23 protein-coding genes are annotated in these 23,570 nt (G+C 69.8%); 5 read left to right on the top strand and 18 right to left on the bottom strand.

Annotated elements, in window-relative coordinates:
* Nucleotides 1-5 precede the first annotated feature (5 nt).
* A complete protein-coding gene (locus ACLQ2O_RS13455) occupies nt 6-1,130 on the top strand; it encodes a Gfo/Idh/MocA family protein (RefSeq protein WP_425830917.1) in 1,125 nt (374 codons plus the stop codon).
* A 21-nt stretch (nt 1,131-1,151) separates the two neighbouring features.
* Here the strand turns inward: ACLQ2O_RS13455 and ACLQ2O_RS13450 are convergent, their stop codons facing one another.
* The 10 genes from ACLQ2O_RS13450 to ACLQ2O_RS13405 form a co-directional block, all read right to left on the bottom strand.
* Nucleotides 1,152-1,718 carry a GNAT family N-acetyltransferase gene (locus ACLQ2O_RS13450; RefSeq protein WP_425830915.1) on the bottom strand — a complete coding sequence of 189 codons (567 nt, stop codon included), beginning with the start codon at nt 1,716-1,718 and terminating at the stop codon, nt 1,152-1,154.
* Between the two features lie 26 nt (nt 1,719-1,744).
* Complete coding sequence (locus ACLQ2O_RS13445; protein WP_425830913.1) at nt 1,745-3,019, bottom strand: ROK family transcriptional regulator; 1,275 nt, start codon at nt 3,017-3,019, stop codon at nt 1,745-1,747.
* Nucleotides 3,020-3,084: 65 nt separating this feature from the next.
* Nucleotides 3,085-3,939 carry a sugar phosphate isomerase/epimerase family protein gene (locus ACLQ2O_RS13440; protein WP_425830911.1) on the bottom strand — a complete coding sequence of 285 codons (855 nt, stop codon included), beginning with the start codon at nt 3,937-3,939 and terminating at the stop codon, nt 3,085-3,087.
* Nucleotides 3,936-5,201 (bottom strand): enolase C-terminal domain-like protein, encoded by a 1,266-nt coding sequence (locus ACLQ2O_RS13435; protein ID WP_425830909.1) that lies wholly within the window; start codon nt 5,199-5,201, stop codon nt 3,936-3,938. The genes ACLQ2O_RS13440 and ACLQ2O_RS13435 overlap by 4 nt, the downstream gene beginning before the upstream one ends.
* Entirely contained in the window at nt 5,202-6,080 is an 879-nt protein-coding gene (locus ACLQ2O_RS13430; protein ID WP_425830907.1) for an NAD-dependent epimerase/dehydratase family protein, read from the bottom strand.
* Nucleotides 6,077-7,042 carry a carbohydrate ABC transporter permease gene (locus ACLQ2O_RS13425; RefSeq protein ID WP_425830905.1) on the bottom strand — a complete coding sequence of 322 codons (966 nt, stop codon included), beginning with the start codon at nt 7,040-7,042 and terminating at the stop codon, nt 6,077-6,079. The genes ACLQ2O_RS13430 and ACLQ2O_RS13425 overlap by 4 nt, the downstream gene beginning before the upstream one ends.
* The gene (locus ACLQ2O_RS13420; protein ID WP_425830903.1) at nt 7,039-7,959 is read right to left on the bottom strand and encodes a carbohydrate ABC transporter permease; all 921 of its coding nucleotides are present in this window, start codon (nt 7,957-7,959) and stop codon (nt 7,039-7,041) included. The genes ACLQ2O_RS13425 and ACLQ2O_RS13420 overlap by 4 nt, the downstream gene beginning before the upstream one ends.
* 6 nt (nt 7,960-7,965) lie before the next feature.
* Nucleotides 7,966-9,345, bottom strand: coding sequence for an ABC transporter substrate-binding protein (locus tag ACLQ2O_RS13415; protein WP_425830901.1), 1,380 nt, complete (start codon nt 9,343-9,345; stop codon nt 7,966-7,968).
* A 146-nt stretch (nt 9,346-9,491) separates the two neighbouring features.
* Nucleotides 9,492-10,274, bottom strand: a complete 783-nt coding sequence (locus ACLQ2O_RS13410; RefSeq protein WP_425830899.1) for an alpha/beta fold hydrolase — start codon at nt 10,272-10,274, stop codon at nt 9,492-9,494.
* A gap of 12 nt (nt 10,275-10,286) precedes the next feature.
* Complete coding sequence (locus tag ACLQ2O_RS13405; protein WP_425830897.1) at nt 10,287-11,093, bottom strand: dihydrodipicolinate synthase family protein; 807 nt, start codon at nt 11,091-11,093, stop codon at nt 10,287-10,289.
* Between the two features lie 72 nt (nt 11,094-11,165).
* Between ACLQ2O_RS13405 and ACLQ2O_RS13400 the strand changes: the two genes are divergently transcribed.
* Nucleotides 11,166-12,026 carry a LysR family transcriptional regulator gene (locus ACLQ2O_RS13400; RefSeq protein WP_425830895.1) on the top strand — a complete coding sequence of 287 codons (861 nt, stop codon included), beginning with the start codon at nt 11,166-11,168 and terminating at the stop codon, nt 12,024-12,026.
* A gap of 94 nt (nt 12,027-12,120) precedes the next feature.
* A complete protein-coding gene (locus ACLQ2O_RS13395; RefSeq protein ID WP_425830893.1) occupies nt 12,121-12,951 on the top strand; it encodes a hypothetical protein in 831 nt (276 codons plus the stop codon).
* Between the two features lie 59 nt (nt 12,952-13,010).
* Here the strand turns inward: ACLQ2O_RS13395 and ACLQ2O_RS13390 are convergent, their stop codons facing one another.
* The 4 genes from ACLQ2O_RS13390 to ACLQ2O_RS13375 all read right to left on the bottom strand — a co-directional run bounded on the left by ACLQ2O_RS13390 (nt 13,011) and on the right by ACLQ2O_RS13375 (nt 16,140).
* Nucleotides 13,011-14,063, bottom strand: coding sequence for a DUF4185 domain-containing protein (locus tag ACLQ2O_RS13390; protein ID WP_425830891.1), 1,053 nt, complete (start codon nt 14,061-14,063; stop codon nt 13,011-13,013).
* A gap of 137 nt (nt 14,064-14,200) precedes the next feature.
* Nucleotides 14,201-15,019, bottom strand: a complete 819-nt coding sequence (locus ACLQ2O_RS13385; RefSeq protein WP_425830889.1) for a sulfurtransferase — start codon at nt 15,017-15,019, stop codon at nt 14,201-14,203.
* A complete protein-coding gene (locus ACLQ2O_RS13380) occupies nt 15,016-15,669 on the bottom strand; it encodes a thymidine kinase (protein WP_425830887.1) in 654 nt (217 codons plus the stop codon). The genes ACLQ2O_RS13385 and ACLQ2O_RS13380 overlap by 4 nt, the downstream gene beginning before the upstream one ends.
* A gap of 78 nt (nt 15,670-15,747) precedes the next feature.
* Nucleotides 15,748-16,140, bottom strand: coding sequence for a hypothetical protein (locus ACLQ2O_RS13375; RefSeq protein WP_425830885.1), 393 nt, complete (start codon nt 16,138-16,140; stop codon nt 15,748-15,750).
* Nucleotides 16,141-16,311: 171 nt separating this feature from the next.
* Here ACLQ2O_RS13375 and ACLQ2O_RS13370 point away from each other — a divergent pair, with 171 nt between their 5' ends.
* Nucleotides 16,312-17,967, top strand: coding sequence for a S8 family peptidase (locus tag ACLQ2O_RS13370; RefSeq protein WP_425830883.1), 1,656 nt, complete (start codon nt 16,312-16,314; stop codon nt 17,965-17,967).
* Here ACLQ2O_RS13370 and ACLQ2O_RS13365 read toward each other — a convergent pair.
* The 4 genes from ACLQ2O_RS13365 to ACLQ2O_RS13350 all read right to left on the bottom strand — a co-directional run bounded on the left by ACLQ2O_RS13365 (nt 17,964) and on the right by ACLQ2O_RS13350 (nt 22,418).
* Complete coding sequence (locus tag ACLQ2O_RS13365) at nt 17,964-19,085, bottom strand: alkaline phosphatase family protein (protein ID WP_425830881.1); 1,122 nt, start codon at nt 19,083-19,085, stop codon at nt 17,964-17,966. The genes ACLQ2O_RS13370 and ACLQ2O_RS13365 overlap by 4 nt on opposite strands.
* Before the next feature lie 6 nt (nt 19,086-19,091).
* A complete protein-coding gene (locus ACLQ2O_RS13360) occupies nt 19,092-19,706 on the bottom strand; it encodes a DUF5998 family protein (protein WP_425830879.1) in 615 nt (204 codons plus the stop codon).
* 103 nt (nt 19,707-19,809) lie between these two features.
* Nucleotides 19,810-21,714 (bottom strand): FtsX-like permease family protein, encoded by a 1,905-nt coding sequence (locus ACLQ2O_RS13355; RefSeq protein WP_425830877.1) that lies wholly within the window; start codon nt 21,712-21,714, stop codon nt 19,810-19,812.
* Complete coding sequence (locus tag ACLQ2O_RS13350; RefSeq protein WP_425830875.1) at nt 21,711-22,418, bottom strand: ABC transporter ATP-binding protein; 708 nt, start codon at nt 22,416-22,418, stop codon at nt 21,711-21,713. The genes ACLQ2O_RS13355 and ACLQ2O_RS13350 overlap by 4 nt, the downstream gene beginning before the upstream one ends.
* A gap of 143 nt (nt 22,419-22,561) precedes the next feature.
* On the opposite strand from ACLQ2O_RS13350, the gene ACLQ2O_RS13345 reads away from it, so the two are divergent.
* Nucleotides 22,562-23,497: a hypothetical protein gene (locus ACLQ2O_RS13345; protein ID WP_425830873.1), complete on the top strand. Its 936-nt coding sequence runs from the start codon at nt 22,562-22,564 to the stop codon at nt 23,495-23,497.
* The last annotated feature ends 73 nt before the right edge of the window (nt 23,498-23,570 follow it).

Below are 23,570 nucleotides of genomic sequence, written 5' to 3'. Positions count from 1 at the left end.
GCGAGATGGCTGACTCGACGACGCCGCACCAGGTCGCGATCGTGGGCTGCGGCATCATCGGACGCACCCACGCCGACACCGTCAGTGCCCGGCCCGACGCCACGGTCACCGCCTTGGTGGACGTGGACCCGGCCGCGGCGCAGGCGCTGGCGGCCCGGCTGACCGAGGCCGGGCACCCGGAGCCGAAGGTGTACGGCGACCTGGAGGCGGCGATCGCCGGGTCGGACGTCTCGCTGGTCGCGGTGTGCGTGCCGAGCGGTACGCACGTCACGATCGCGGAGCAGGCACTGGAGCACAAAAAACATGTCGTCATCGAGAAGCCGCTCGACGTCGACCTCGCGAAGGGCCGGCGCCTCGGTGCGGCGGCCGCGCGGGCGGCCGGTCACGGAGTGGTCTGCTCGGTGATCAGCCAGCACCGGTTCGACCCGGGCAGCGCGTTCGTCGCGGAGGCCATCCGCGCCGGGCGCTTCGGGCAGCTGACGTCGGCGGTCGCCACTGTCGCCTGGTGGCGCAGCGACGAGTACTACGCGTCGGCCGGCTGGCGCGGGACCTGGGCGCAGGACGGTGGTGGCGCGCTGATGAACCAGGGCGTGCACACCCTCGACCTGCTGCTGTGGTTCATGGGCCGGCCGGTCACCATCCAGGCCCAGGCGATCCGGGCGGCGCACCACGCGATCGAGGTGGAGGACACCCTGGTCGCCACGTTCAGCTTCGAGAACGGCGCGGTCGCCACACTGCACGCGACCACGGCGGCGTTCCCCGGCGGCCGGACCCGGATCGCGGTGCACGGTGCCGAAGGTGGCGCCGAGCTCGAGGACGACGTGCTGCGGCGCTTCAATGCCGACGGCAACAAGGAGGACCTGCCGGTCGAGCAGGACACGACCAGCGAGGCCGGCAGTCAGCAGCTCTCGACGAACGGCCACAGCCGCCAGTACGCCGACATCCTGGATGCCGTCAGCAACGGCACGGCCCCGGGCATCGGTGTTCAGGACGGCATCGAGGCCCTGGCCGCGGTCCGGGCCGTCTACATCGCGTCGACCCTGCAGCGCCCGGTCAAGTTCAACGACGTCCTGGAAGGCAAGTACGACGACGTAGAGGTCTCCCGCGGCGTCGGCCTGCCTCCTCAGTAATTGGAAGGTGAGCCGCCGGCCTCAGGCCGGCGGCTCGCCCGGCTCTCGTTCGTTCAGGATGCGGTGATAGAGGTTGCTGTCTCTCCACTGACCGTTGATGTGCAGGTAGTTCCGCGCGAACCCGTACTGCTCGAAGCCGCACTTCTCCAGCACCCGCTGCGACCGCAGGTTGTCGTGGTTCGTGCTCGCCGCGATCCGGTGCAGCAGCAGCACCTCGTCGGCCAGCCGGCACACCGCCTCGAGCGCCGCCGTCGCCAGTCCCCGCCCGGTCTCGGCGACATCCACCCAGTACCCGATGTCCCCGTTGCGCCAAGCGCCGTGCACGATGTTCGACAGCGTCGCCGTACCGATCACCCGGTCCTCCTCGGCCAGCACCCACGGCACGAGGTTGTCCTTCTCCAGCAGCCCGGCAAAACGCTCCGCGTGAAAGCCCGCGTCGTACCACTCCGCCGGCCGCCGAGGCTCGTACGGCACGAGCTGCTCGCGGCTGCGCTCCTGCGCCTCGACGAACGAAGCACCGTCCTCAGGACGGACCAGCCGAAGCTGAACGGTATCGGTCAGGGACACGGTGAGGGCAGAGGAATCCACCCCGGCATCCTAGATCGGCCCCCGCTCTACTTCGGCAGCCGCCGGGCCTGGCTCGAACCGCCCACCCGCGGCGTGAACGCGTCGTGGAAGATCGTCGACGCGGCGCCGACCGCGGCCGCGTCGGTCTGCAGCATCGACTCCTCCACCGCGACCGTCCGGGTGCCTTTCGCGATCGGGAACGAATTCACCGCCCGGTCGATTTCGGAAATCAGCGTCGCCGCGATTTCCTTTTCGTACGCCGGGCCGCCCAGAACGATCAGGTCGATATCCAGCAGATCGACCAGCCCGACCGCACCCTGCGCAATCACCTCGGCCACCTGGGTGACCGCTTTGCGGGCCGCTTCGTCGCCCTCGGCGGCGGCTTTGCAGACCGCTTTGTAGCGTTTCGCCTCGTCGTTCGCGGACTTGTCGGTCTCGACATATCCGAACCCGGCCGCGATCACCGGCAGCGAGGCGGTCGGGTTGCACTCGGCCATCATCCGTGGGCCCCCCTGGCCGTCCCACTCCCCCATCCGCAGCGCGGCCAGCTGCCCGAACTCGCCGGCGTTCGCGGTCAGGCCGCGGTAGATCGAGCCGTTCAGGATCAGCCCGGAGCCGACGCCGGTGCCGAGGTAGAGGTAGGCGAAGTCGCGGGCCCGCGCCGAGCGGCCGATCCAGCGTTCGCCGATCGCGGCCGCGGAACCGTCCTTCTCGACCAGGACCGGGTGGTTGAGCTTCTGCTGCAGCAGCTGCCGGATCTCGAGCCCGCGCCAGGCCGGCTGCAGCGGCAGGTCGAGCAGCGTGCCGTCGGCGTTGATCGGGCCCGGTACGGCGACGCCGACGCCGAGCAGCGACGCGGTGTCGATCTGACTGATGCTGATCGCGGCCGTGACGGTGGCGGCGACCAGGTCGACCAGCCGGTGCGCATCCAGGTCGGCGGCCAGGTCGACGGTCTCGCGCCGTACGATCGCGCCGTCGAGGTCGACCACGGCGACGGTCAGCAGCTCGGGGTCGATGTGGATGCCGACCGCGTGCGCCGCGTTCGACCGCAGGCGCACCGGCGTACGGGGTTTGCCGAGGCGTTCGGCGCGTTCCTGCGCCTCCTCGACCAGCAGGCCCTGCTGCAGCAGCACGCGCAGGATCCGCGACACCGACTGCTGGGTCAGGCCGGTCCGCCGGGAGATCTCGGTCCGGCTGATGATGCCGGCCACCCGGATCGTCTCGATGATCACGGCCTCGTTGAAGGAGCCCAGGTCGATCTGGTTCGCGCCGGAACGAGTCGGTTCGTCCAGCACCGCCGCGTCACTGTCAGGCGTGACCATCGCCCACCTCCCTTGTCACAGTCTTCCCCGTCGGTGTCGATTTCTTTCCGCACCCGGCCCAACGATCAGCGCAGATCGTACCCCGCCGCCCGTGCGAGGCCGGTGAGGTATTCCAGATTGTTCCGCGTCCTTTCCGGCAAAGGCAGCACGGTGGAGAAATCCTCCACCGCGACCCACCCGTCGTAACCGGCCGCGGCCAGGCCGGCGAACAATTCCGGCAGCGCCGCCCGGCCTTCGCGCAGCGGGACCCATTTCGGTTCCCAGCGCAGCGTCCCGTCGCTTTCCACCGCGGCCAGGTGCCACGCGCAGTTCTTCACGTGCACGTGGGCCAGGTACTCGCCCAGCAGGTCCAGACCGTGATCCTCCCAGCCTTCGATCACCAGGTTCCCGACGTCGTGGATCACGCCGACGTACGCCGGGTCGAGCCCTTCGAGCAGCCGCCGGGCCGCCGACGCGCTCGGCGTCAGCGTCTCGTGGTGCAGCTCGACCAGCGCTTGTACGCCGTACTGGCGGGCCTTGTCCTCGACCCACTCCCAGTGCTCCCGGCAGGCCGCGAACGCCTCCCGGTACGTCTGGCCCGGCTCGACCTTCAGCCCGGCGATCCGGACCCGGCCGGCGCCGAGCGTGGCCGTTGCCGCGAGCATCCGTTCGGCGTCGGCCCGGCGCGTCGGCGGCACGTAGCCGCCGAGCGCCGAGAACTCCAGGCCGGCGCCGGTGGTGACCGCCGCGATCTCGTCCAGGCTGGCCTCCAGCCCGGTCAGCGGCCAGGTCGCCCGGTTCCCCGACCAGAAACCGGACCCGCCGGCGTCCTGGTCGGTGATCCGCCACTCGATCCCGTGCCAGCCCTGCTCGGCCAGGGTCTTGGCCGCCTCGGCCGGGGTCCAGTCGGGTGTCGACGCGGTGAAGACGGAGAACTTCACGGAGCCTCCAGGGCCCCGTCGATCCGCCGTACGCCGGCCGCCCACTCGTCGTGCCCGGACAGCTGCGCCGGGTAGCGCGCGGCCGCGGCCTCGTCGATCTCGATGCCCCAGCCGGGCGCCTCGTTCGGCGTCAGCCAGCCGTCCTTGATCCGCAGCGTGCCGGGGAAGACCTCGTGCGTCGCGTCGTTGTAGAGGTGTCCTTCCTGGATGCCGAAGGCCACCGAGCTGACGTCGAGGGCAACGTTGGCCGCGGCACCGATCGGCGAGGTGTCACCCGGCCCGTGCCACGCGGTCTTGACCCCGCACAGCTCGGCCAGGTCGGCCAGCTTCCGCGCCGGTGTCAGACCGCCGATGTCGGACACGTGCGACCGGATGAAGTCGACACCGCCGTCACGCACCAGCCGTACGGCGTCGCCCATCGAGGTGGTCAGCTCGCCGACGGCCAGCGGCACCGGCGACGCGGCCCGGACCTCGGGCAGCCGGTCCCAGTGCTCCGGCGCCAGCACGTCCTCGAGGAAGAACAGCCGGTACGGTTCCAGCGCGCGGGCCAGCAGCACGGCTTCCTTCGGCGTGAGCCGCGAGTGGGTGTCGTGCAGGAGCTCGATGTTGTCCGGCAACGACTGCCGGGCCGCGGCGAAGAGGTCCGGCGTGGTCCGCAGGTAGTCCCGGGCCGACCAGCCGTTGTGGTACGGCGAGTCCGGGTACAGCGTGGCCAGCCGCGGCGCGCCGTACCCGCCGCCACCGGGCGTGGAGACCTGGAGCCGGATGTGTCGCCAGCCCTGCGCGACCAGTTCCTTGGCGTGCTCGAGGCACTGGTCGATGGTGATGCCGCTGGCATGGATGTAGGTGTCGGCGGCGGCCCGGACCTTGCCGCCGAGCAGTTCGTACACCGGCATCCCGGCGCGTTTGCCGGCGATGTCCCACAGCGCCTGGTCGATCCCGGAGATCGCGTTGTTGGTCACCGGGCCGCCCCGCCAGTAGCCGGAGAAGCCGGCCAGGCGGGTCAGGTCCCCGATGTCACCGGGGTAGCGGCCGACCAGCAGCCGGGCCAGGTGCTCGTCGACGAAGGTCTGCACCGCCTTCCAGCGCTGGGTGAAGGTCGCGCAGCCCAGCCCGTACAGGCCCGGCTCGGTGGTGTCGATCCGGACCACCACCAGGGGGATCCCCTGCGGTGCCGTCACGATCGCCCGGACCGCGCGGATCCGGATGTCGTCCCGGACCGGCCAGGGCTGGGCGAAGGTGGCGGGCGTCTCCTGCGGCATTCAGGTCTCCAGTCGGTCGATCGGCAGGTCCAGCTCGTACTGGGCCTGGAAGCCGAGCACGGTCCGGGCGGCGGTCAGGTCCATCGGCACCTCACGGCCCGGGAACCGCCGCAGCCTCGGGACGCCGGGCGCGAACGCGTCCAGCAGGTCGTCGGTCGCGAACGGCGCGTTCGTCGTACCGGCCGCGACGAACAGCGTGTGCTGCCCGGACAGCGGCACGGTCAGCCCGAGCTCGATCGCGTACGCCGCGTCGCGGGTGTCCAGGTAGCTCCAGGCCTCCCGGACGCCGGCCGCCGGGTTCGTCCGGAACCCGTCGGACTGCCGGCGCAGCACCTCGGCGTTGTTCACGTGCGGGAACCGCAGCGACACGATGTCGGTCCCCCAGTGCCGCCAGGCCATCCGGGCGGTGTTCTCGTCGTTCTGCTTGGACAGCGAGTACCAGTCGTCCACGTCGGACGGGATCTTCTCGTCCAGCGGGTAGTACGCCGGCAGCACGTCGTGATGGTTCATCGGTACGCCGTACGCGTTGATGCTGCTGGCAACGACAGCCCGCCTGACCCCCAGCGCGCCCGCCTGGGCGAGCACGTTGAAGGTCGAGACCACGTTGCCGGTGTAGACGTCGTACGGCGTACCGGAGTCGCGGTGCGCCAGCGCGGCCAGGTGCACGACCAGGTCCACGCCGGTCAACGCGTCGGCAACGTCGTCCTCCGACCGCGTGTCGCCGATGACGACCCGGTCGGCCTTGAGCTCCGGGTCGTCGACGATCGTGAGCGCCGTGACCAGCGCACCCAGCTCGCTCAGGTGCCGGGTGGTGACGGACCCGATTCTTCCGGCCGCGCCCGTCACCAGCACCCGGCGCCCGTTCAGTGGTGAAGTCACTCCTTGATCCCTCCGGACATCCCGACCCCTCTCAGGAACTGCTTCTGGAAGATCAAGAACAGCACCACCGGGACCAGGACCGCCAGGAACATCGCGCTCATCTGCAGCGAGAGCTCCGTGGTGGTGGCCACCCGCGGCAGCGCCACGGAGATCGGTTGCAGCTTCGGATCCGGCAGCACCAGCAGTGGCCACAGGTAGTCCTTCCAGGAACCGATCACCGTGAGCAGCGAGACCACTCCGAGGATCGGCTTCGACATCGGCAGGATCAGCGCCGTGAACAACCGCAGGTTGCTCGCGCCGTCGATCCGCGCCGCCTCGATCAGCTCGCGCGGGATCGAGTCGAAGTACCGCTTCATCACCAGGATGTTGAACGCGCCCGCGGCCTGCGGCAGCCACACCGCCCAGAACGTGTTCTGCAGGTTCCAGCCGAACACGGGCATCTTCAGGATGGTCAGGTACAGCGGGACCAGCGAGATCACGCCGGGCAGGAACAGCGTGGCCAGCACCAGTCCGGTGATGACCGGTCCCCACTTGGGGCGGAGCACGCTCAGCACGAACGCGCCCGTCGTACAGACGAACAGGGTCGTCACCAGCGACCCGATCGCGATGATCGCCGTGTTGCCCAGGTAGGAGCCGATCTGCACCTGGGTCCAGGCCTTCGGAATGTTGTGCCACTGGATGCCGCTCGGCCACAACGACAGCGGACCCTGCAAGATGTCCTGGCTGGTCGACAACCCGGACTTGAGCAGCCACAGCAACGGCCCGACGCCGGCGACGACCACGCCGACGAACAGCAGCACCTGGATCGTCGGCAGCCCGAACCGGACCAGTGTCCGCTGGCGGTCCGCGGTCGAGATGATGCCGCGCTCCTGCGCCTCGACCTGGCCGCGCCGGCGCCGCTTGACCGGGGTTGCCTCGTCACCTGCGGCGGCGACCTGTTCGGTGATCGGGAGACTCGTCATGTCGTACTCCAACGCCGGGTGAGGAAGTGGTACACGACCGAGAGCACGCACAGGACGAGCGCGAGCAGCACGCTCAGGGCTGTCGCGGCCCCGAAGTCGCCGTTGATGAACGCGTAGCGGTAGATCAGCAGCAGGATCGTGGTGGTCGCGTTGTCCGGACCGCCGCCGGTGAACAGGAACGGCTCGGTGAACACCTGGAAGGTGCCGATCAGCTGCAGCAGCAGCATGATCAAGATGATGCCGCGGATCTGCGGGATGGTGACGTGCCAGACCCGCCGCCAGATCCCGGCACCGTCCAGCTCGGCCGATTCGTACAGCTCGGTCCGTACGCCGGTCAGCGCCGCCAGGTAGATGATCGCGGTCGCGCCCGCGCCGGCCCAGGTCGCCTCGAGCACGATCGCCGGCATCGCCAGGTTCGACGAGTTGAGCCAGGCGTACGGGCCGAGCCCGAACCAGCCCAGGAAGGTGTTGAAGAGCCCGGAAGCGCCCGGGTCGTAGAAGATCTTCCAGAGCAGGATCGCGACCACCGGCGGTACCACCGCCGGCAGGTACGACAGCACGTTGTAGAGCCAGCCGGTCTTGCGCAGCTCGCTGATGAACACCGCCAGGAACAACGGCACCGGGAACCCGAAGATCAGCGCCAGCACCGCGAAGTACAGGGTGTTGAGGGTCGCCTGCGGGAGCTGCGGATCGGTCAGCACGTAGCTGAAGTTCGACCATCCGACCCATTCGGGGGCCGTGACGAGGTTGTTCTTCTGAAAGCTGAGCACCAGCCCGCGCACGATGGGGCCCCAGGAGAAGTACAGGAACGTCAGCACCAGGGGCAGCGCGAAGAGGATGCTGCTCAGTCCGCCGGAGCGGAACCAGGTGGTGACACCCCGGCGGGACTGGTCAGCGGGTCGAGTGAGGAGGGCCATGGTCGGCTACCGCGCCAGGCGGGCGTCGATCTTCGAAGCGGCGTCGGCCAGTAACTTGTCGATGTCGGCGTCCTTCTTGGTCAGCACCTGCTGGACCACCGGGTCGAGCAGCGCGTAGACCTCCTGCGCCTTGTTCGACGGCTCCGCCAGCAGCTTGAGCGACTTCGTCGACTCGACGTAGCCCTTGAACTGGTCGATCGGCACGTTGTTGTACGGCTTGCGCCACTCGTTGTACTGGTCGTAGGTCTCCTGGCTCAGCGGCGTGATGCCCGGCCGCCCGACGAAGCCCTTGTCCGCGATCGAGTCCTTGGCGTTCTGGACCGCCACGTCCTGGTTGGTGTACTTGTCGAACTCGTAGAACTTGATCCACTTCAGCGCCGCGACGATCTCGTTCGAGGTCGACTTCGGGTTGATCATCTTGATGGAACCACCGGTCAGCGTGCCGTGCGGGCCACCGTCCTGCGGCAACGCGCCCTCACCGAAGTCGGCCGGCTTCATCCCGAAGTTCTTCACGCTCATGTCGTAGGCGTCGGGCGCCTGCAGCACCATGCCGATCTTGCCCGCGGCGAAGTCCTGCCGGACCTCCTCCTGGTTGTAGAGGAAGTTGGTGCCCATGGTGTTGTCCGTCCAGCGCATGTCCTTCAGCACCTGGAGCGCCTTCTTGGTCGGTGCGTCGTTGAAGGTGCTCTTCTTGCCGTCGTCGCTCTGGACAGTGCCACCCATGCTGTAGGTCATCGTGGTGAGCATCCAGCCACCCGTGTTGTCCTTGGTGAGCTGCGAGTAGCCGGCCTTACCGGTCTTCTCGGTGATCTGCTGCGCGTACTGCCGGACCTCGTCCCAGGTGGTCGGCGGCTTGTCCGGATCCAGCCCGGCCTGCTTGAACAGCGCGCGGTTGTACGCGATCCCGACCGAGAAAGCATCGATCGGCACGCCGTAGATCCGGCCCTGGTCGTCCTGGACCATCTTCAGCGTCTCGGGGTTCAGCACCTTGGTCAGGTCGACCAGCTTCAGCTCGTCGGTGATGTCGGGCAACTGCTTGTTCGGGATCATGTTCAGCGGCTCGGTGAAGCTGATGCTCATCACGGTCGGCAGCGAGCCACCGGCCACCTGGGCCTGGAAGGTCTGCGCGTCCCACTCGGTCTCGGTCGTCTTGACGGTGATGTTGGGGTTCGCGGTGGTGAACTCCTTCACCTTCTTCTCGAACGTCGCGACGTCGGCCGGCTTGTCCGGCTTCGGCTTGTTCCCCACCGTGATCGTCACCGGCGCGTTCTGGTCGACAGCACTGCTGCTGTCGGCGGCGGGCGTCGTACCGTCCGCGCAGGCAGCCGCCGTCAGCAGCAGGGCCGCGGACGCCAGGGTCGCGACACACCTTGCCGTTCTCGTCATCGGAACTCCTCAGGTCTCCGGAGCACCCCGCGACCGGGCGGTTCAGGGGTGTGGGCTGGGCCACAATCGGTCCAATTCCGAGTAAGTTAAACCATGCGTGTTACTTTATCAACGGCTGGCTCGGTCACGGTTCGACATCGCGAAGATCAGTGGTCGAGGGCGCCCATCGGCATGAACTTGCGCGCCTGCTCCTCGGCGAGGAACTCGAGCAGCAGCTGGTTCACGATGCCCGGCTTCTCCAGCGGCAGCCCGTGCGAAGCCCCCGGTACGACGGCCAGCTGCGCGTCGGGGAGCGCCTTCGCGATCTCCAGGCTGTGCTCGATCCGTACGCCGTCGTCGTCGCCCTGCATCACCAGGACCGGCATGGTCAGCCGCCCGGCCAGCTCGTCCAGGTCGAGGTCGGGCATCGTGCGCCACATCTCGGCCCGCTTCGCGAACACGACGTCGAAGTGCCCCGGCCCGTCCGGCGCCAGCGGCTCGTACTGCGCACGGAACGCCGTCGCCAGTTGCTCGAGGCCCTCGTCGGTCATCAGCTGCTCGGCCGCGGGCGTCTGGCCGGCCCTCGTGAGCTCGGCGCCGATCAGCACGAGCTTGCGGACGAGCTCCGGCCGGGCCAGCGCGAGCCAGGCGCCGACCTTGCCGCCGTCGCTCCAGCCGATCACGTGCGCCGGCCCGATCTCCAGCCGCTCGATGAACGCGGCGAGATCGGCGGCCATCAGCTCCATCGTGACCGGGCCGTCGACGTCCGGCGTCCGGCCGTGGCCGCGTCGCTCGGGGACGATCACGGTGTACTGCCGCGCCAGCGCGTCGAGCTGGGCGACCCAGGTCTCGCCGTTGACACCGCCGCCGTGCAGGAGGATGACGGGTTCGCCTTCCCCCTCGACCTCGAAGTAGGTCAGCACTCCCCCGGCCTCGACGTACTGGCCCACCGCAACCACCTCTCAGCTCACCGGCATCTGCTCCACCATCTTCGCCGCAAGCAGCGGGAGCCGTACACCGGCCGTCGGAATCTCACCGCGCGCGTGCAGGACGGCCTTGATCACCGTCGGGTTGGGCTCGGCGAACAACGCCTTCGACAGGCCCACCAGCTCACGCCCCAGCCTGCGGCCGGTCGCCACGTCGCCGGCGCGCCAGGCGTCGACCATCGCGACGAACTTGCCGGTCTCGACGTGCGCCGAGGCGAGGATCCCGCCGTGCGCGCCCAGCGCGAGCATCGGCGCGATGAACGGGTCGTCCCCACCCAGTACGGCGAAGTCGTCCGGCAGCTCACCGCTCAGGAACAGCATCGTCTCGTCGTCGATCCCGCCGGCGGCGTACTTGATCCCGGCAACGTTCGGCAGCTCGGCGATCCGGCGCAGCGTCTCGGCGCTCAACGCCTGACCGGTCCGGTACGGGACGTGGTAGATCACCAGCGGAACCGGGCTCTCCAGCTGCCGGAAGTACTCCAGCACCCCCGCCTCCCCCGGCCGGACGAACGGCGGCACCAGACTCAGCCGGGCGTCACCACCGTTGCCTCCGACAACCAACGTCGCGCCGTGCGCGCGGCACACCCGCGTCGCGACCTCGACGACCTGCTGCTGCTCGGCCGCACTCAGACTCCCCGGCTCGCCGGTGGTCCCCAGCGCGACCAGCCCGCTCGCGCCGTCCCGCAGCAGCCGTTGCGCCAGTCCTTCCAGCGCGTCGACCGCGACGGCTCCTTCGCGGTCGAACGGGGTGATCAGCGGGACGAGGACGCCGGCGAGGTTCATGCCGACCAGCCTCGTCCGGGAGTGACCCTAAGGTCCAGTTCGGTTTTCTCACCTGACGCTTAAGCTGACCTTATGCTCGACGTCCGCCGCCTGCGGCTGCTCCGCGATCTCGCCCAGCTCGGCACGATCACCGCCGTCGCCCACGCGCACACCTACACGCCGTCCGCGGTCTCCCAGCAGCTGAGCGCTCTGGAGCGCGAGGCCGGCACCCGGCTGCTCGAACGCACCGGCCGCCGGGTCACGCTCACCGCCGCCGGATCGAGGCTTGCCGAGCACGCCGAGAAGATCCTTGCGGCCCTGGAAGAGGCTCAGGCCGACCTGGCCAGCGCCGACCTCACCGGGCCGCTCCGTATCGGTGCCTTTCCCACCGCCGTACGGGCACTGCTTCCGTCGACGCTCGTGCGCCTCGCCCGCGAGCATCCCCGCCTCGAGCTCACCGTCACCGAGCTCGACCCGGCCGCCGCTCCCCGCGAGCTGCGCGAGCGCCGCCTGGATGTCGCCCTCGTCAACGACTACGACGTGATGCCCGCGGTCGAGGCCGGTGAGACCCAGCCGCTGCTCGACGAGACGGTCTTCCTGGCAGTGCATGGTGCCGAACGCTCGGTGGCCGACGCGGAGAAGGCACCGTGGATCGCGGGTACACCCGGTACGGCGTGCCACGCGGTCACGCTGCACGTCTGCCGATCCGCCGGGTACACACCGCGCATCCGGCACACCGCCGACGACTTCGACGCCGTACTGGCCTTGGTCGCGGCCGGGCAGGGTGTGTCGCTCGTCCCGCAGCTCGCGGCCGGATCACCACCTGAGGGGGTGACGCTCGTTCCGCTCGCGATCCGGCGCCGGACCAGCGTGGCCTACCGCGGCGGAGCGGCCGGGCACCCGGCGATCGCGGCCTTCGTCGACGCCGTACGGGACGCTGCGGCGGCATACTGACAATTGATGGGGAAAGGTTCGCAACCTTTTCGGCCTTGTCGGCAACTTAGTAGGTAGACCGGGCGATGGGGCCCGGCGAACCGAAGGGTAGGACATGTCAGCGGTGAACGACGTCGACGTGAACGGATTCTGGGAGAACGGCTGGACGATCGTGCGCGGGGTCTACTCCCCCAGCGACGTCAAGCGGCTCCGCGAGGCCGCGCACTGGTCCCGGAAGAGCTTCGGTGGCGACCTGCTCGCCAACCCGCGGCTGCGCGAGGTGCTGACCGACGGCAACTTCGTGAAGATCGCCCGGCAGATCCTCGGTGAGGACAAGATCGTCTACACCGGCGACAGCGCGTTCACGGTCAACGGCGTGCAGCGCGGCTTCCACAAGGACAACGCCGACCGGGTCGACCCGAACGCCCCGGACTGGAACGGGCGCTACACGATCCTGCGGTTCGGTGTCTACCTGCAGGACCACTACCGCCACACCGGCGGCCTGAACCTGCGCCACCAGTCGCACAACACCCCCGACCTGAACGTCGGCGACAACGTCTACGTGCGGACGCGGGTCGGCGACGTCGCGGTCTGGAGCCTGCGCACCACCCACAGCGGCAACGGCACGCTGCTGCGGTTCCCGAAGTCGAAGGCGCCGCTCCCGAACGAGCACGACAAGTACCCGAAGTGGCGCATCGCGAGCAAGGACGGCGACCGGATCGCCCTGTTCGCCGCGCTCGGCGTCGACGACGCCCACATGACCCGGTACGTCGACTACCTGAAGACCCGCAAGTACATGGTCGACATCTGGGGCAAGACCCGCTACGACCAGGCCGCCCTCACCGCCGCCACCGAAGCCGGCCTGATCGTCCGCGACGTCCCCCGAGAGGTAGCCGACGACCCGAACGCCGGCGCGAACGCGGACTACGTGGCACTGCCGTACTAGCAGCTCTCCACCAACCGGCCTCCGCTCCTGCACATGGCAGGAGCGGAGCTCGACCTCTGCTAGCCGAAGCCGCGGACGCGGAACTGCATGGCTCGGTAGGGCCAGCCGGCGTCGGTGTTCCACTGGCTGACGGACAGGTGGAGGTCGGTCAGCGTCGAGCCGGGGATGATGTAGCCGCCGTAGAGCTGGGCGACGTGGTTGCCGTCCTCCTGGCCCCAGGCGCCGCCGTAGACGAGGGTCTGGCGGTTGGCGGCGTACAGGTCAGACGTGGGGGTGTCCATGATGATGCCGTCGATGCGGTAGTCCCCGGCGTTGAACCACGTCAGGATCCACTTGCCGCCGAGCGGGCGCAGGCACAGCTCGCCGAAGCTGCCGGTCAGGATCGGGGTGGCCGGGTTGCCCCAGGCCCAGACGCCGTCGCGGAACCCCCAGGGCTCGTACGCCGCCGGGTTGGCGACCTGGTCGCTGCGGACGCGCTTCAGGATGATCGGCTTGTTGCGCTGGAAGCCGGTCGAGTAGACGTACACGTACCCGTCGCTGCCGAGCCCCCAGGTCAGGCACTGGAACATCCCGCCGTCGAGGTTCGCGTCGAACTTCGCGCCGGTGTGGTACCAGCTCGCGCCCGAGTTGTCGCTGCGCCAGATCTCGGTCCAGACGACGTTGCCGAGACCCTTGTTCACCATCACGTGCAGGTACATCGAGCCGCCGATCGTGATCACGTCCGACGGCAGCACGGTCGAGAACGTCGGGTTGTCGTGCTGGTAGTCCCACAGCTGCTGCGCCGCCGCGCCGCCGACCGCACCCGACCACCGCACGCCGCTGCTCAGGTCGGTCGTCGTCGACCACAACGCGACCGGCGAGCGCCACCAGCCGCCGCCGACGCGCGCCTCCTCGAAGGTGTCGCCGAACACGAACAGCATCCGCCCGTCCGGCGTTCGCGCCGGGATCCCCAGGTCGGTGGCCGCCATCCGGAACCGGTCGGTCAGCCCCGGTCCGGTCAGATCGGCGACCTTCCCGGTGGTGACAGCCTGGGGCCCGGCGTGGGCAACACCCGGTACGGCGGCCAGCGCGCCGGCACCGGCGGCGGCTTTCAGAAACGTCCTGCGGTCCATGGCGACTCCTCCAGGGGCGGATGGGAAATCGATTTCTCCCGAGCCTGAAGGTGCGGCCCGGGCAAGTCAAGGACTCGGCCGGGGATTACCACCGTGGTCGAAGGGCGAACCGCGGTCGTCGCGGGCGGCCGCGAGAGTCAGTCGCGGCCGGTGGCGACCGGGCGGTTCGGGTCGGTGATCCACTCGGACCACGAGCCGACGTACACCGGAACCTCCACCCCGGCGACCTCCAGCGCCAGCGCCTCGTGCGCCGCGGTCACACCGGACCCGCAGTACGCACCAACGGGCTGCGACCCGTCGGCCCCCAGCGCCGCGAACCGCTCGCGCAGCTCCTCGGCCGGCAGGAAGCGCCCGTCGGCCGAGACGTTCCCGGTGGTCGGCGCGTTCACCGCACCCGGGATGTGCCCGGCGACCTTGTCCATCGGCTCGACCTCACCCGCGAACCGCTCAGGTGCGCGGGCATCAAGCAGTACGCCCTGGGAGGCAATCTCCGCGGCACCCTCTGCATCAAGTACTCGAAGACTTCCAGGAACAGCCTCGAACGCACTCTCAACATCAGCCGGCGCCGTCGTACTGGCCTCTCCCCCGGCGGCCTTCCACGCCGCAAAACCCCCGTCGAGGACCCGCACGTTCTCCACCCCGTAGTACCGCAGCACGAATCGCGCCCGCGCGGCCGCCATCGAGTTCGCCGCGTCGTACACGACCACCTCGGAGCCCGCGTCGATGCCAGTACGCCGCAGCAGCTCAGTCACGACACTTGCGTCAGGCAACGGATGCCGCCCGCCCTCGCCGGGCGGACCGGCCAGCTCCGTGTCCAGGTCCACGAAGTGCGCACCAGGAACGTGCCCGGCGTCGTACGCCTCACGCCCGGGTGGGCCCATCAGGTTCCACGTCGCGTCCAGCACGACAACGGCAGACGCGTCGCGCAGCTCGGCCGCGGTGATCAACGGGCTCATGATGCAGCACCTCCGAACGGGAGAACCTCGGGAGACAGCGTGGCCCGGGCCCGCGCCGTGGTCAGCCGGCGCCGGTGGTGCCGTCGGCAGAGTACTTCGTACGCGACCTCGCGGTCATCCTGCTCGATGTCGCCGACGACCAGCTGCTCGCCCTCGGTGACCATCTCACCGCCGATCGTCCGCGCGTTGTGGGTCGCGCGCTCGCCGCACCAGCACAGCGCCTCGACCTGGAGCAGCTCCATCCGGTCGGCCAGCTCGACCAGCCGCGCCGAACCGGGGAACATCCGGGCCCGGAAGTCGGTCAGGATGCCGAAGCAGAAGACGTCGATCTGCAGCTCGTCGACCATCCGGGCCAGCTGCTCGACCTGCTCGGGCTGGTAGAACTGCGCCTCGTCGCAGACCGCGTAGTCGATCCGGCCGCCGTGGGTCAGCTCACCGACGACGTACTCCCAGAAGTCGAAGTCCGGACGCACCTCGATCGCCTCGGCCGCCAGCCCGAGCCGCGAGGAGAGCACGGACTCACCGGCCCGGTCGTGACTGGTGAAGATCCTGCCCAGCCGGCCGCGTGCTCGGTGGTTGTGATCCATCTGCAGCGCGAGCGTGGACTTGCCACAGTCCATGGTCCCGGTGAAGTAGAGCAGCTCAGCCACGGGCGCCCATCCTGCCAAAGTCACTTGCGGGTCAGTGACGCCGGGGGGCGTCGGCTTTCGTTCTGCACCGCTGTCAGGTCAGCCCCACCATTTTCCGATGTGGTCCCAGGCACGTTCGAGCTCGCGAGGGCCGGCGGGGTCCGGCAGCCGGCTCGCGACTTCGCGATGGAAGGCACGCATCTCCTCGATACCACCCACGCTGTCCAGCATCCGCCCCAGCTCCCGGGTGCGTTCCTGACCGGGACCTCCGTCCAGGAATCCGCCGGCAAGCCCGATCCGCACCAACTCGTTCACGGTTGCGTTGTCTGGGTCCTCGGCGCGGGCGCGGGCTTCGACGGCCGCCTTGGCCGAGGCCCGCAGTTCCTCTTGGCGGCGCAGACGGTTGCGCTCCGCCTCCTCCTTCAGCCGGCCCCGTTCCGCCTTCTTCCGGCTGCGCCGTTGCGACCACCTAGCCAGCGGCTGCCAGACCATCCCTGCCCCCAAGTCGCCGAGCTGCGAACATCCGTGGTTCCACAGGGTCACTCTACGGAATCCGGTATCCGCTCGTCGGCGGCCACGGGCACCCTGCCAAAGTCGCTTGCGGGTCAGTAACGCCGGGGGCGTCGGCTTTTGTTCTGCACCCTCGCCAGGTTCTACTGGGTCGTGCGCAAAGCCCTGCTGTTCGCCCTTTCCTTCGCCCTGATCCTGACGCCGGCCACCGTTCCTGGGCCGGCCGCCGCCGCCGTACCGGGCCGGGCCGAGGCGGGGCTGCGTGCCTACTTCGTGCTGACCGCTCCGAAGCAGACGGCCGCGGTGACGTCGGCGATCACGGGCAACGGCGGCACCGTCTTCGCGGCGTACGACGGGATCGGCGTCCTGGTCGTGCACTCGTCCACCGCGGACTTCCCCGCGAAGCTGCGCGGGGTCAGCGGCGTCCAGAAGGTCGGAGCGACCCGTACGTCGGACGTCCCGGCCGACGCCGCGAACCCGGCGCTCCCGCCGGCACCGGTCGAGACGCCGGACGCGTCGCCCGAGATCCCGCGCCCGGACATGCAGCAGATCGGCGCGGACAAGGCGTGGGCGGTCAACCCGGGCTCGAAGTCGATCACGGTCGGCGTGCTGGACACCGGCGTCGACGACCAGCACCCGGACCTGAAGGCGAACTTCGACCCGGCCCGCTCGGCGTCCTGCGCCTACGGCAAGGTCGACGCCCGTCCCGGCGCCTGGCGCCCGGTCGCCTCGCACGGCACGCACGTGGCCGGCACGATCGCCGCGGCCAAGGACGGCAAGGGCATGGTCGGTGTCGCACCCGGTGTCCGGGTCTCCTCGATCCGTGTCGCCGAGACCGGCGGGCAGAACCTGTTCTTCCCGGAGAACACGGTCTGCGCGTTCGTGTTCGCCGCCGACAAGGGCGTCTCGGTCACCAACAACAGCTACTACACCGACCCGTGGCTGTTCACCTGCCCGAACGACCCCGACCAGGACGCGATCGCCGAAGCGGTACGGCGTTCGGTCGCGTACGCCGACAGCAAGGGCGTCGTCAACGTCGCCGCGGCCGGCAACGAGAAGTACAACCTGGCCTCCAAGTCCACCGACGACACCAGCCCGAACGACTCGACCCCGGCCGAACGCACCATCACCGACGACTGCATCAGCCTGCCGACCGAGCTGCCGAACATGATCGTGACCGCCTCCGTCGACGGCGGCAGCGTGAAATCGAGCTTCTCCAACTACGGCACCGGCAAGATCACCGTCGCGGCGCCCGGCGAGGACGTCTACTCGACCGTCCCGGGCGGCGGCTACCAGGGCATGGACGGTACGTCGATGGCGTCGCCGCACGTCGCCGGCGTCGCCGCTCTGCTGCGCAGCGCGAACCCGAAGCTGAACCCCGAGCAGGTCCGCGAACGGCTCAAGGCCCAGGCCAACGACCTCACCTGCCCGGCCACGTCCGGCGGCGAGTGCACCGGCTCGGAGGCGGTCAACTCGTACTACGGCGAAGGCTTGGTCGACGCGGCCGAGGCGGTCGGCGCCTCGACGAAGACGCCGACGACCGGCGTGACGATCACCAGGCCGGGTGAGCAGCTCGGGATCGGCGGGCTGCCCGCCGTACCGTTGCTGATCAAGGGTCTCAGCAGCAAGGGCGAGATCGGCTACACCGCGACCGGCCTGCCGCCGGGCCTGAAGATCAACCCGGAACGCGGCTGGATCACCGGCGTCCTGACGCCGGGCCCGGGCCGCTACAAGGTGAGCGTCCGGGCCCAGGACGGCGGCGGCCGCGACGCGACCTCGACGTTCTTCTGGAACGTCTGGAGCTTCTAGCCGGCGTCGACCAGGAGGGGGATCATCATCTCGTCCTCGGTCAGCGAGCCGTGCACGCCGATCAGCCCGGCCTCCTGCGGGAAGCGCGTCCCCGCGACCAGCGCGACCGGGCCCAGCGACGCGACCACGACGTCCCCGATCCGGGGCGCGACCCGCTCCTCGACCGGACCGAACCATCCCCGCTCGGACGCCTCCGCGCGCGACAGCACGAGCGCCCGGTCTCCGAGCAGTTCGCGGTAGCGCTCCGCGACGTACGGCTCAGCGCCCGGGATGCAGTACAGGTGCCGGAACCGCGACTCCCCACCGATCAGCCGCAGCCCCTCGGTCAGCGTCGGATCGGCGTCCAGGTCGATCCGGTCCTCCGGCGCGACGTCGACCATCCCGTGGTCGGCGACAACCACCAGTACGGCGTCCCGCGGCAGCGACGAGCGCACCCGCTGCGCGAACGCGTCGGCCGCGGTCAGCTCCTTGCGCCACTGCCAGGACTCGCAGCCCTGCATGTGACCGGTGTAGTCGAGCTGGGAGTCGTACACGTAGACCAGCGACGAGCTGCCCTCGCGGCTCGCGAACCTGGTCGCGTCGAGCCGGTCCTCGATCGTGTCGGCGCCCCGATGCGCACTCCCCCGGAACGCCGCGGCAGTCAGGCCCGACTTGTCGAACCGCGCCTTGCTGACGTTCCGCGTTGCGACACCTGCGGCGGCGACCCGCTCGAACACGGTCGGGTGCGGCTGCCAGCGCCGCGGATCGACCGGCGCGTCCCAGGCGAGCGCGTTCAGTAGGGCACCGGTGTCCGGCACGATCGACGAGTAGCCGACGATCCCGTGCGCCCCCGGTGGAAGACCCGTGCCGAGGCTGGTCAGGCTCACCGCTGTCGTCGACGGTACGCCGGCCGTCAGCGCTCTCGCCGTCAACGAGCTCAGATAGGGCGCCTGCTCGGGATTGCGGCGCAGCAGGTTCCAGCCGAGGCCGTCCAGCAGCAGTACGGCGTACCGCTTGGACTCGGGAAGCTCGAGCAGGTTGTGCTCGCCCGGGACCGCCAGCGCCCCGGCGACCGAGGGCAGGACGTCGGCGAGCGACCCACCGCCGTACGCGGGCAGTGTCGGCGTCGGATCGGGCACGGGTGACTACTTCGTGGTCGCGAAGGACAGTGCGGCAGCGAAGTCGAGCACCTGCTGGATCCCGGCCGGGCCGTCGGCGGCCGCGCTGATCCGCAGCGAGATGTCGTCGGCGGCAACGGACCCGGTGTAGCCGTGGTCGGCCTCGCAGCTCGGGTCGGCGCAGACGGCGGGCTCGAGGTCGATCCGGTTCACCATGCCCCAGCCGATCGTCAGCACGACCTCACCGCCGGCCGAGACCGGGTCGGCCTTGGTCGAGGCGTACGCCGACGGGTTCGGCACGACGCGGTTCACCACGACCGCGTTCACCCGGTTGAGCGGGATCGCCTCGGTCGAGGTCGACGCGTACGGCGCCCGGATCAGGTCGTCGGCCGCGTGCTCGTCGGTGTGCCCGACGATCAGCCGGGTCGGGGTGAGCGCCAGGATCGTGATGTGCCGGCGGACCTCGTCACGGTCGAAGGTCGGTTCGTGCTGGAGGACGAACGCCCGGATCGGTTCGTTCGCGATGGCGATCGCGAGAGAGTCCGTCACGACGTCGGGGTAGTAGCCGCACCGGTCGATCGCCTCGCGCAGAGCGGCAGAGGCGTCCGTGAGCTCCGGGACCGGCGCATTCAGGTCACGCATGCCCACATCCTTGCATGCGCCGGACCAGGGTCCTGTCCCAGTCCTCGGGACGCCGCTTGCCCGCCGCGTGTTGCGGCACGCGGACGGGCCCAGCGGTCCGGGTCTAGCCGGCGCTGGCCTTGCGCAGTACGGGAGCGCCGGCCGCACCGGCCACCGCGACCAGAACCACTCCGACCACCACCTGCCCGACGAGCAGCAGGACACCGGAACTGCCCTCGGTCATCACGTGGCCACCGCTCAGCAGCAGACCGCACATGGCTCCGAAGCCGACCACCGGTAGCCCGACACCGATCACCGGTACGACGGCCGCCACTCGTGCCGACCGCTCGATCACCTTGAGCGGCACTCCCGATCGGCGCAGCGCCTTGGCCGGGCCGGACTGGTCGAGCGCCGTACCGACTGCTCCGGCGGCGGTCGACGCCGCTCCCGTGACGAAGACCAGGCCGAGCAGGAGTGCGACGCCGAGGCGCATTTCGAGGTACGTGCCGGCTTCCTGGTCGTCTTTCTCGGCCGCGGTGAGCGGCACCGATCCCGGGACGACGTCGTACAGGACAGTCCGTGCCGTCTCCCGGTCCCCGGTCGCGACGACGATCTCGACCGTCCGGTCCGCGGCCGTCACCTCGCCCTTGAGCCCGGCCGCGGCGAGCCGGGCCCTGGCGTCCTGGACGACGACCTGGGCTTGGGTGGTGCGGAGCTCGAACGCGGCATCAGTCCCGTCCTGCGTTGCGCCGTACGGCATGAAGAGCGCGAGGAAACCGGTCACGAATCCGCTCAGCACCAATGCAGCGACGGGGCGGAACGCGGCCTTTGGGTCGTCGGCCAGGCGTCGGCCAGCCAGCAGCGCGACCGGACCGTTCGCCGCGTTGGCGAGCATGCGGCCGATCACCTGGACGGCGAACGGACCGACAACGCGTACTGCGAGCGCGGCGACGCCGACGGCGATCAGCAGCGCCAGGATGGCGCCGCCCATGCCGAGCACGGCCAGCATCACCGGGCCGATGACGAGCAGGCCGAGGCGCAGGGCGCTGATGCCCTTGCGGGTCTGACCGCGGACGACACCGAGCGGGGTGATGCTGACGCGGCCGAGGCCGATCATTGCGCTGAGCACCGACAGCAGCGGTACGGCGGCCAGCACCACCAGGACGATCCACCAGCTGACGGTCAGGTCCTGGAGGTACCAGTGGCCGCCGCCGATCGGGATCCGCGCGATCAGCGGGCTGAGTGCGGTGTAGGCGATCACACCGGTCACGGCGCCGAAGAACGCGAGCACGGCCTGCTCGACCGCGCTGAGCAGCAGGACCTGGCCGCGGGTCGCTCCGGCGAGCCGGAGGGCGGCGAGCCGGTGCTCGCGGCGCTTGGCGGCGACGCCGGCTGCCTGGCCGACCAGGCTGAGCAGCGGGAACAGGACCAGTGCGATGCCGAAGGCAACGAAGATGAGCAGCATGCCGATCCGGCTGTCGATCGCCGTACCGTTCCAGCTGGTCAGGTAGTTGGGATGGTCGTCGGCCTGCAGGCCTGGGGTGTTCGGTGCGAGGCCGCGGATCGCGACCAGTTCGTCGGGCGAGGAGAGCCCGGCACTGGAGATGGTGCCGGTCGGCTGGTCGACCTTGTAGCGCTTGGCGAGATCGCCGGAGCCCCAGAGCTTGGCGAGCGCGGGCGACACGAAGACCTCGCCCGGCTTCGGCGCGTGCGGCAGACCGGGCGGCGCCGGGAGTTGTGCGTTGCGCTGGTCGTCGGTGACGGCGAGGTCGATGCGGGTGACGGGCTTGCCCGCGGCCATGTCCTCGACGCTGTTGGTCACGCCGACCGCCGTACGGGCGTCACCGTCGTCGGTGACGCGCCAGCCGATCCGGTCGGACCGGTGGCTCAGTCCGAGGGTGCCCGCGATCAGGAAGGTGACCAGGAGCGCGACCACCGCGGTCGCGCCGAACGCGGCGAGGTTGGCCGCGCGTCCGCCCGGCCCGGGTCTGCGCACGAACCGCAGCCCGAGATCGGTCATCGGACTCATCGCTCACTCACCCGGCTGTCCACGATCCGTACGACGCGGTGGCAGCGCGCGGCGACCGCGTCGTCGTGCGTCACGACCACCACGGCCGCGCCCCTGTGAGTCGCCGCCCCCACCAGCAGGTCGATCACCTGCGCACCGGTCGCCGCGTCGAGCGCGCCCGTGGGTTCGTCCGCGAACACCGCCTGCGGCTCGCCCACCAACGCCCGCGCGATCGCGACCCGCTGAGCCTGTCCGCCGGACAGCTCCCCCGGCCTGCGGCCTGCCTCGTTGGCCAGTCCCACCTGAGCCAGCATCGCCCGCGCCCGGCCGACAGCTTCCCTTCGGGACACCCCGTCCACCATCAACGGCAACGCGACGTTCTCGTCCGCCGGCAACTCCGCCAGCAACTGGTTGTCCTGAAACACGAACCCGAGCCGCCTCCTGCGCAGCACGGTCCGCTGCGAGTCGTTGAGCTGATCAACCCGCTCACCGCCCAGCCACACTTCGCCTTGATCCGGCGTCAAGATCCCCGCCAGCACGTGCAGCAACGTCGTCTTCCCGTTCCCGCTGGGCCCCATCACCGCCAGCGCCTCCCCCGGCCTGACGGCAACATCCACCCCCGCCAGTCCCACTACTTCTCCGTAGTACTTCACCAACCCCCACCCGGCCAACGCCGGCTGGTTCGAAGGGGGCACCTGCATCATCTGAGGACTGGGCTGAGTCATACCTCAACCCTCGCGGCGCTGCCTTCCGGTTACGTCGGCCCGAGGACCTGTTCCCCAGTCGCCTTTAGGCCGTCCACGAGTGCGCGCGCGTAGTCCCCAGGTCGTACGCCGCCGTAGCCGTTCGACCGCCTAGCCTGATCCCCGTGACGATCGAAGGCCGCTACGGCACGAGGCCCGACCTCCTCCCCGGCGCCATGATCACGCTGACCAGCCCTGGGGTGTGGTCCGGCCGGCCCGGGGTCGAGCTCCTGCCGCTCCTCGATCACCTCGCGCTCGAAGGACAAAGCATCGCGCGCTTCCCCCGCAACCCCGACGCGACGATCAACTGGCAAGAGGTTCCAGACAGCCAGGTACTCCGCACCGCCGTCACCGGAACCACCGACCTGGCCCAGGACCTGCCGGACGCGACCGAGCTGATCTTCCTGTGGAGCAGCCTCGCCGTACCGTCGGTGAGCCTCACCCTCGCAGCCGCCGCCGTTCACCTCCCAGCGATCGTCGAGACCTTCCCCGAGTTCTGGATCTACTCCCCCGCCGACCGCAGACTCATCGAGACCACCTTCACCGGCACGGTGACCGTGGGAAGCCTCCCGGCGGACCTGGGCCTGATGGAGCTGCTCCGCCGGCTGGACGATCCTGTGCGGCTCGAGTCACCGGCCGGCTTCAACCGCAAGCAGGCGGCGATCTCCTTCGGTCAACTGGCCGAACAACTGAACTCGCACTTCAACACCCGGTGCGAGACCGACCGCGACTTCGAAGACGCCTCCGAGTTCGGCCGAGTAGCCGTACCGGCAGCTGCCACGGTGTGCGGCACACAGATCGTCGTCCAACTGAGCAAGTTCACACCGCTCTCCATGATCGCCGCCGAGGCCCCCGGCGCCTTCTTCGGCATCCAGGACGCCCGTTCTGCGGGCAAGGTCGACCCGACCGACGTCCACAAGGTCGAGCAGACGCTGATCAGCCTGGGCTACGTCCCGATGCCGGAGGAGGTCCTGCAGTACCCGTACGACGGACCCACCGATCTAGGCCCCTTCACCCCACCCGGCCCCACCTGGTGGGACCGCTACTTCGCCTACCACTGACACCGGTAAGGCAGCACGTCGCCACCGAGGGCACCGCCTACGACCCGGCGCGTGGTGTGGTCAGCGAGTGGGA

This window comes from Kribbella sp. DT2 (genome assembly GCF_049844575.1).
In the GTDB taxonomy this organism is placed as follows: domain Bacteria; phylum Actinomycetota; class Actinomycetes; order Propionibacteriales; family Kribbellaceae; genus Kribbella.
This window is presented reverse-complemented; position numbering and strand designations above follow the sequence as displayed.

What these genes read in the sequence shown, in the direction of transcription:
- ACLQ2O_RS13455 (WP_425830917.1), top strand. Translation starts at nt 6, where the DNA reads ATGGCTGACTCGACGACGCCGCACCAGGTCGCGATCGTGGGCTGCGGC.
- ACLQ2O_RS13445 (WP_425830913.1), bottom strand. Translation starts at nt 3,019, where the DNA reads ATGGTCACGCCTGACAGTGACGCGGCGGTGCTGGACGAACCGACTCGT.
- ACLQ2O_RS13435 (WP_425830909.1), bottom strand. Translation starts at nt 5,201, where the DNA reads ATGCCGCAGGAGACGCCCGCCACCTTCGCCCAGCCCTGGCCGGTCCGG.
- ACLQ2O_RS13425 (WP_425830905.1), bottom strand. Translation starts at nt 7,042, where the DNA reads ATGACGAGTCTCCCGATCACCGAACAGGTCGCCGCCGCAGGTGACGAG.
- ACLQ2O_RS13420 (WP_425830903.1), bottom strand. Translation starts at nt 7,959, where the DNA reads ATGGCCCTCCTCACTCGACCCGCTGACCAGTCCCGCCGGGGTGTCACC.
- ACLQ2O_RS13415 (WP_425830901.1), bottom strand. Translation starts at nt 9,345, where the DNA reads ATGACGAGAACGGCAAGGTGTGTCGCGACCCTGGCGTCCGCGGCCCTG.
- ACLQ2O_RS13405 (WP_425830897.1), bottom strand. Translation starts at nt 11,093, where the DNA reads ATGAACCTCGCCGGCGTCCTCGTCCCGCTGATCACCCCGTTCGACCGC.
- ACLQ2O_RS13400 (WP_425830895.1), top strand. Translation starts at nt 11,166, where the DNA reads ATGCTCGACGTCCGCCGCCTGCGGCTGCTCCGCGATCTCGCCCAGCTC.
- ACLQ2O_RS13395 (WP_425830893.1), top strand. Translation starts at nt 12,121, where the DNA reads ATGTCAGCGGTGAACGACGTCGACGTGAACGGATTCTGGGAGAACGGC.
- ACLQ2O_RS13390 (WP_425830891.1), bottom strand. Translation starts at nt 14,063, where the DNA reads ATGGACCGCAGGACGTTTCTGAAAGCCGCCGCCGGTGCCGGCGCGCTG.
- ACLQ2O_RS13385 (WP_425830889.1), bottom strand. Translation starts at nt 15,019, where the DNA reads ATGAGCCCGTTGATCACCGCGGCCGAGCTGCGCGACGCGTCTGCCGTT.
- ACLQ2O_RS13375 (WP_425830885.1), bottom strand. Translation starts at nt 16,140, where the DNA reads ATGGTCTGGCAGCCGCTGGCTAGGTGGTCGCAACGGCGCAGCCGGAAG.
- ACLQ2O_RS13360 (WP_425830879.1), bottom strand. Translation starts at nt 19,706, where the DNA reads ATGCGTGACCTGAATGCGCCGGTCCCGGAGCTCACGGACGCCTCTGCC.
- ACLQ2O_RS13355 (WP_425830877.1), bottom strand. Translation starts at nt 21,714, where the DNA reads ATGAGTCCGATGACCGATCTCGGGCTGCGGTTCGTGCGCAGACCCGGG.
- ACLQ2O_RS13350 (WP_425830875.1), bottom strand. Translation starts at nt 22,418, where the DNA reads ATGACTCAGCCCAGTCCTCAGATGATGCAGGTGCCCCCTTCGAACCAG.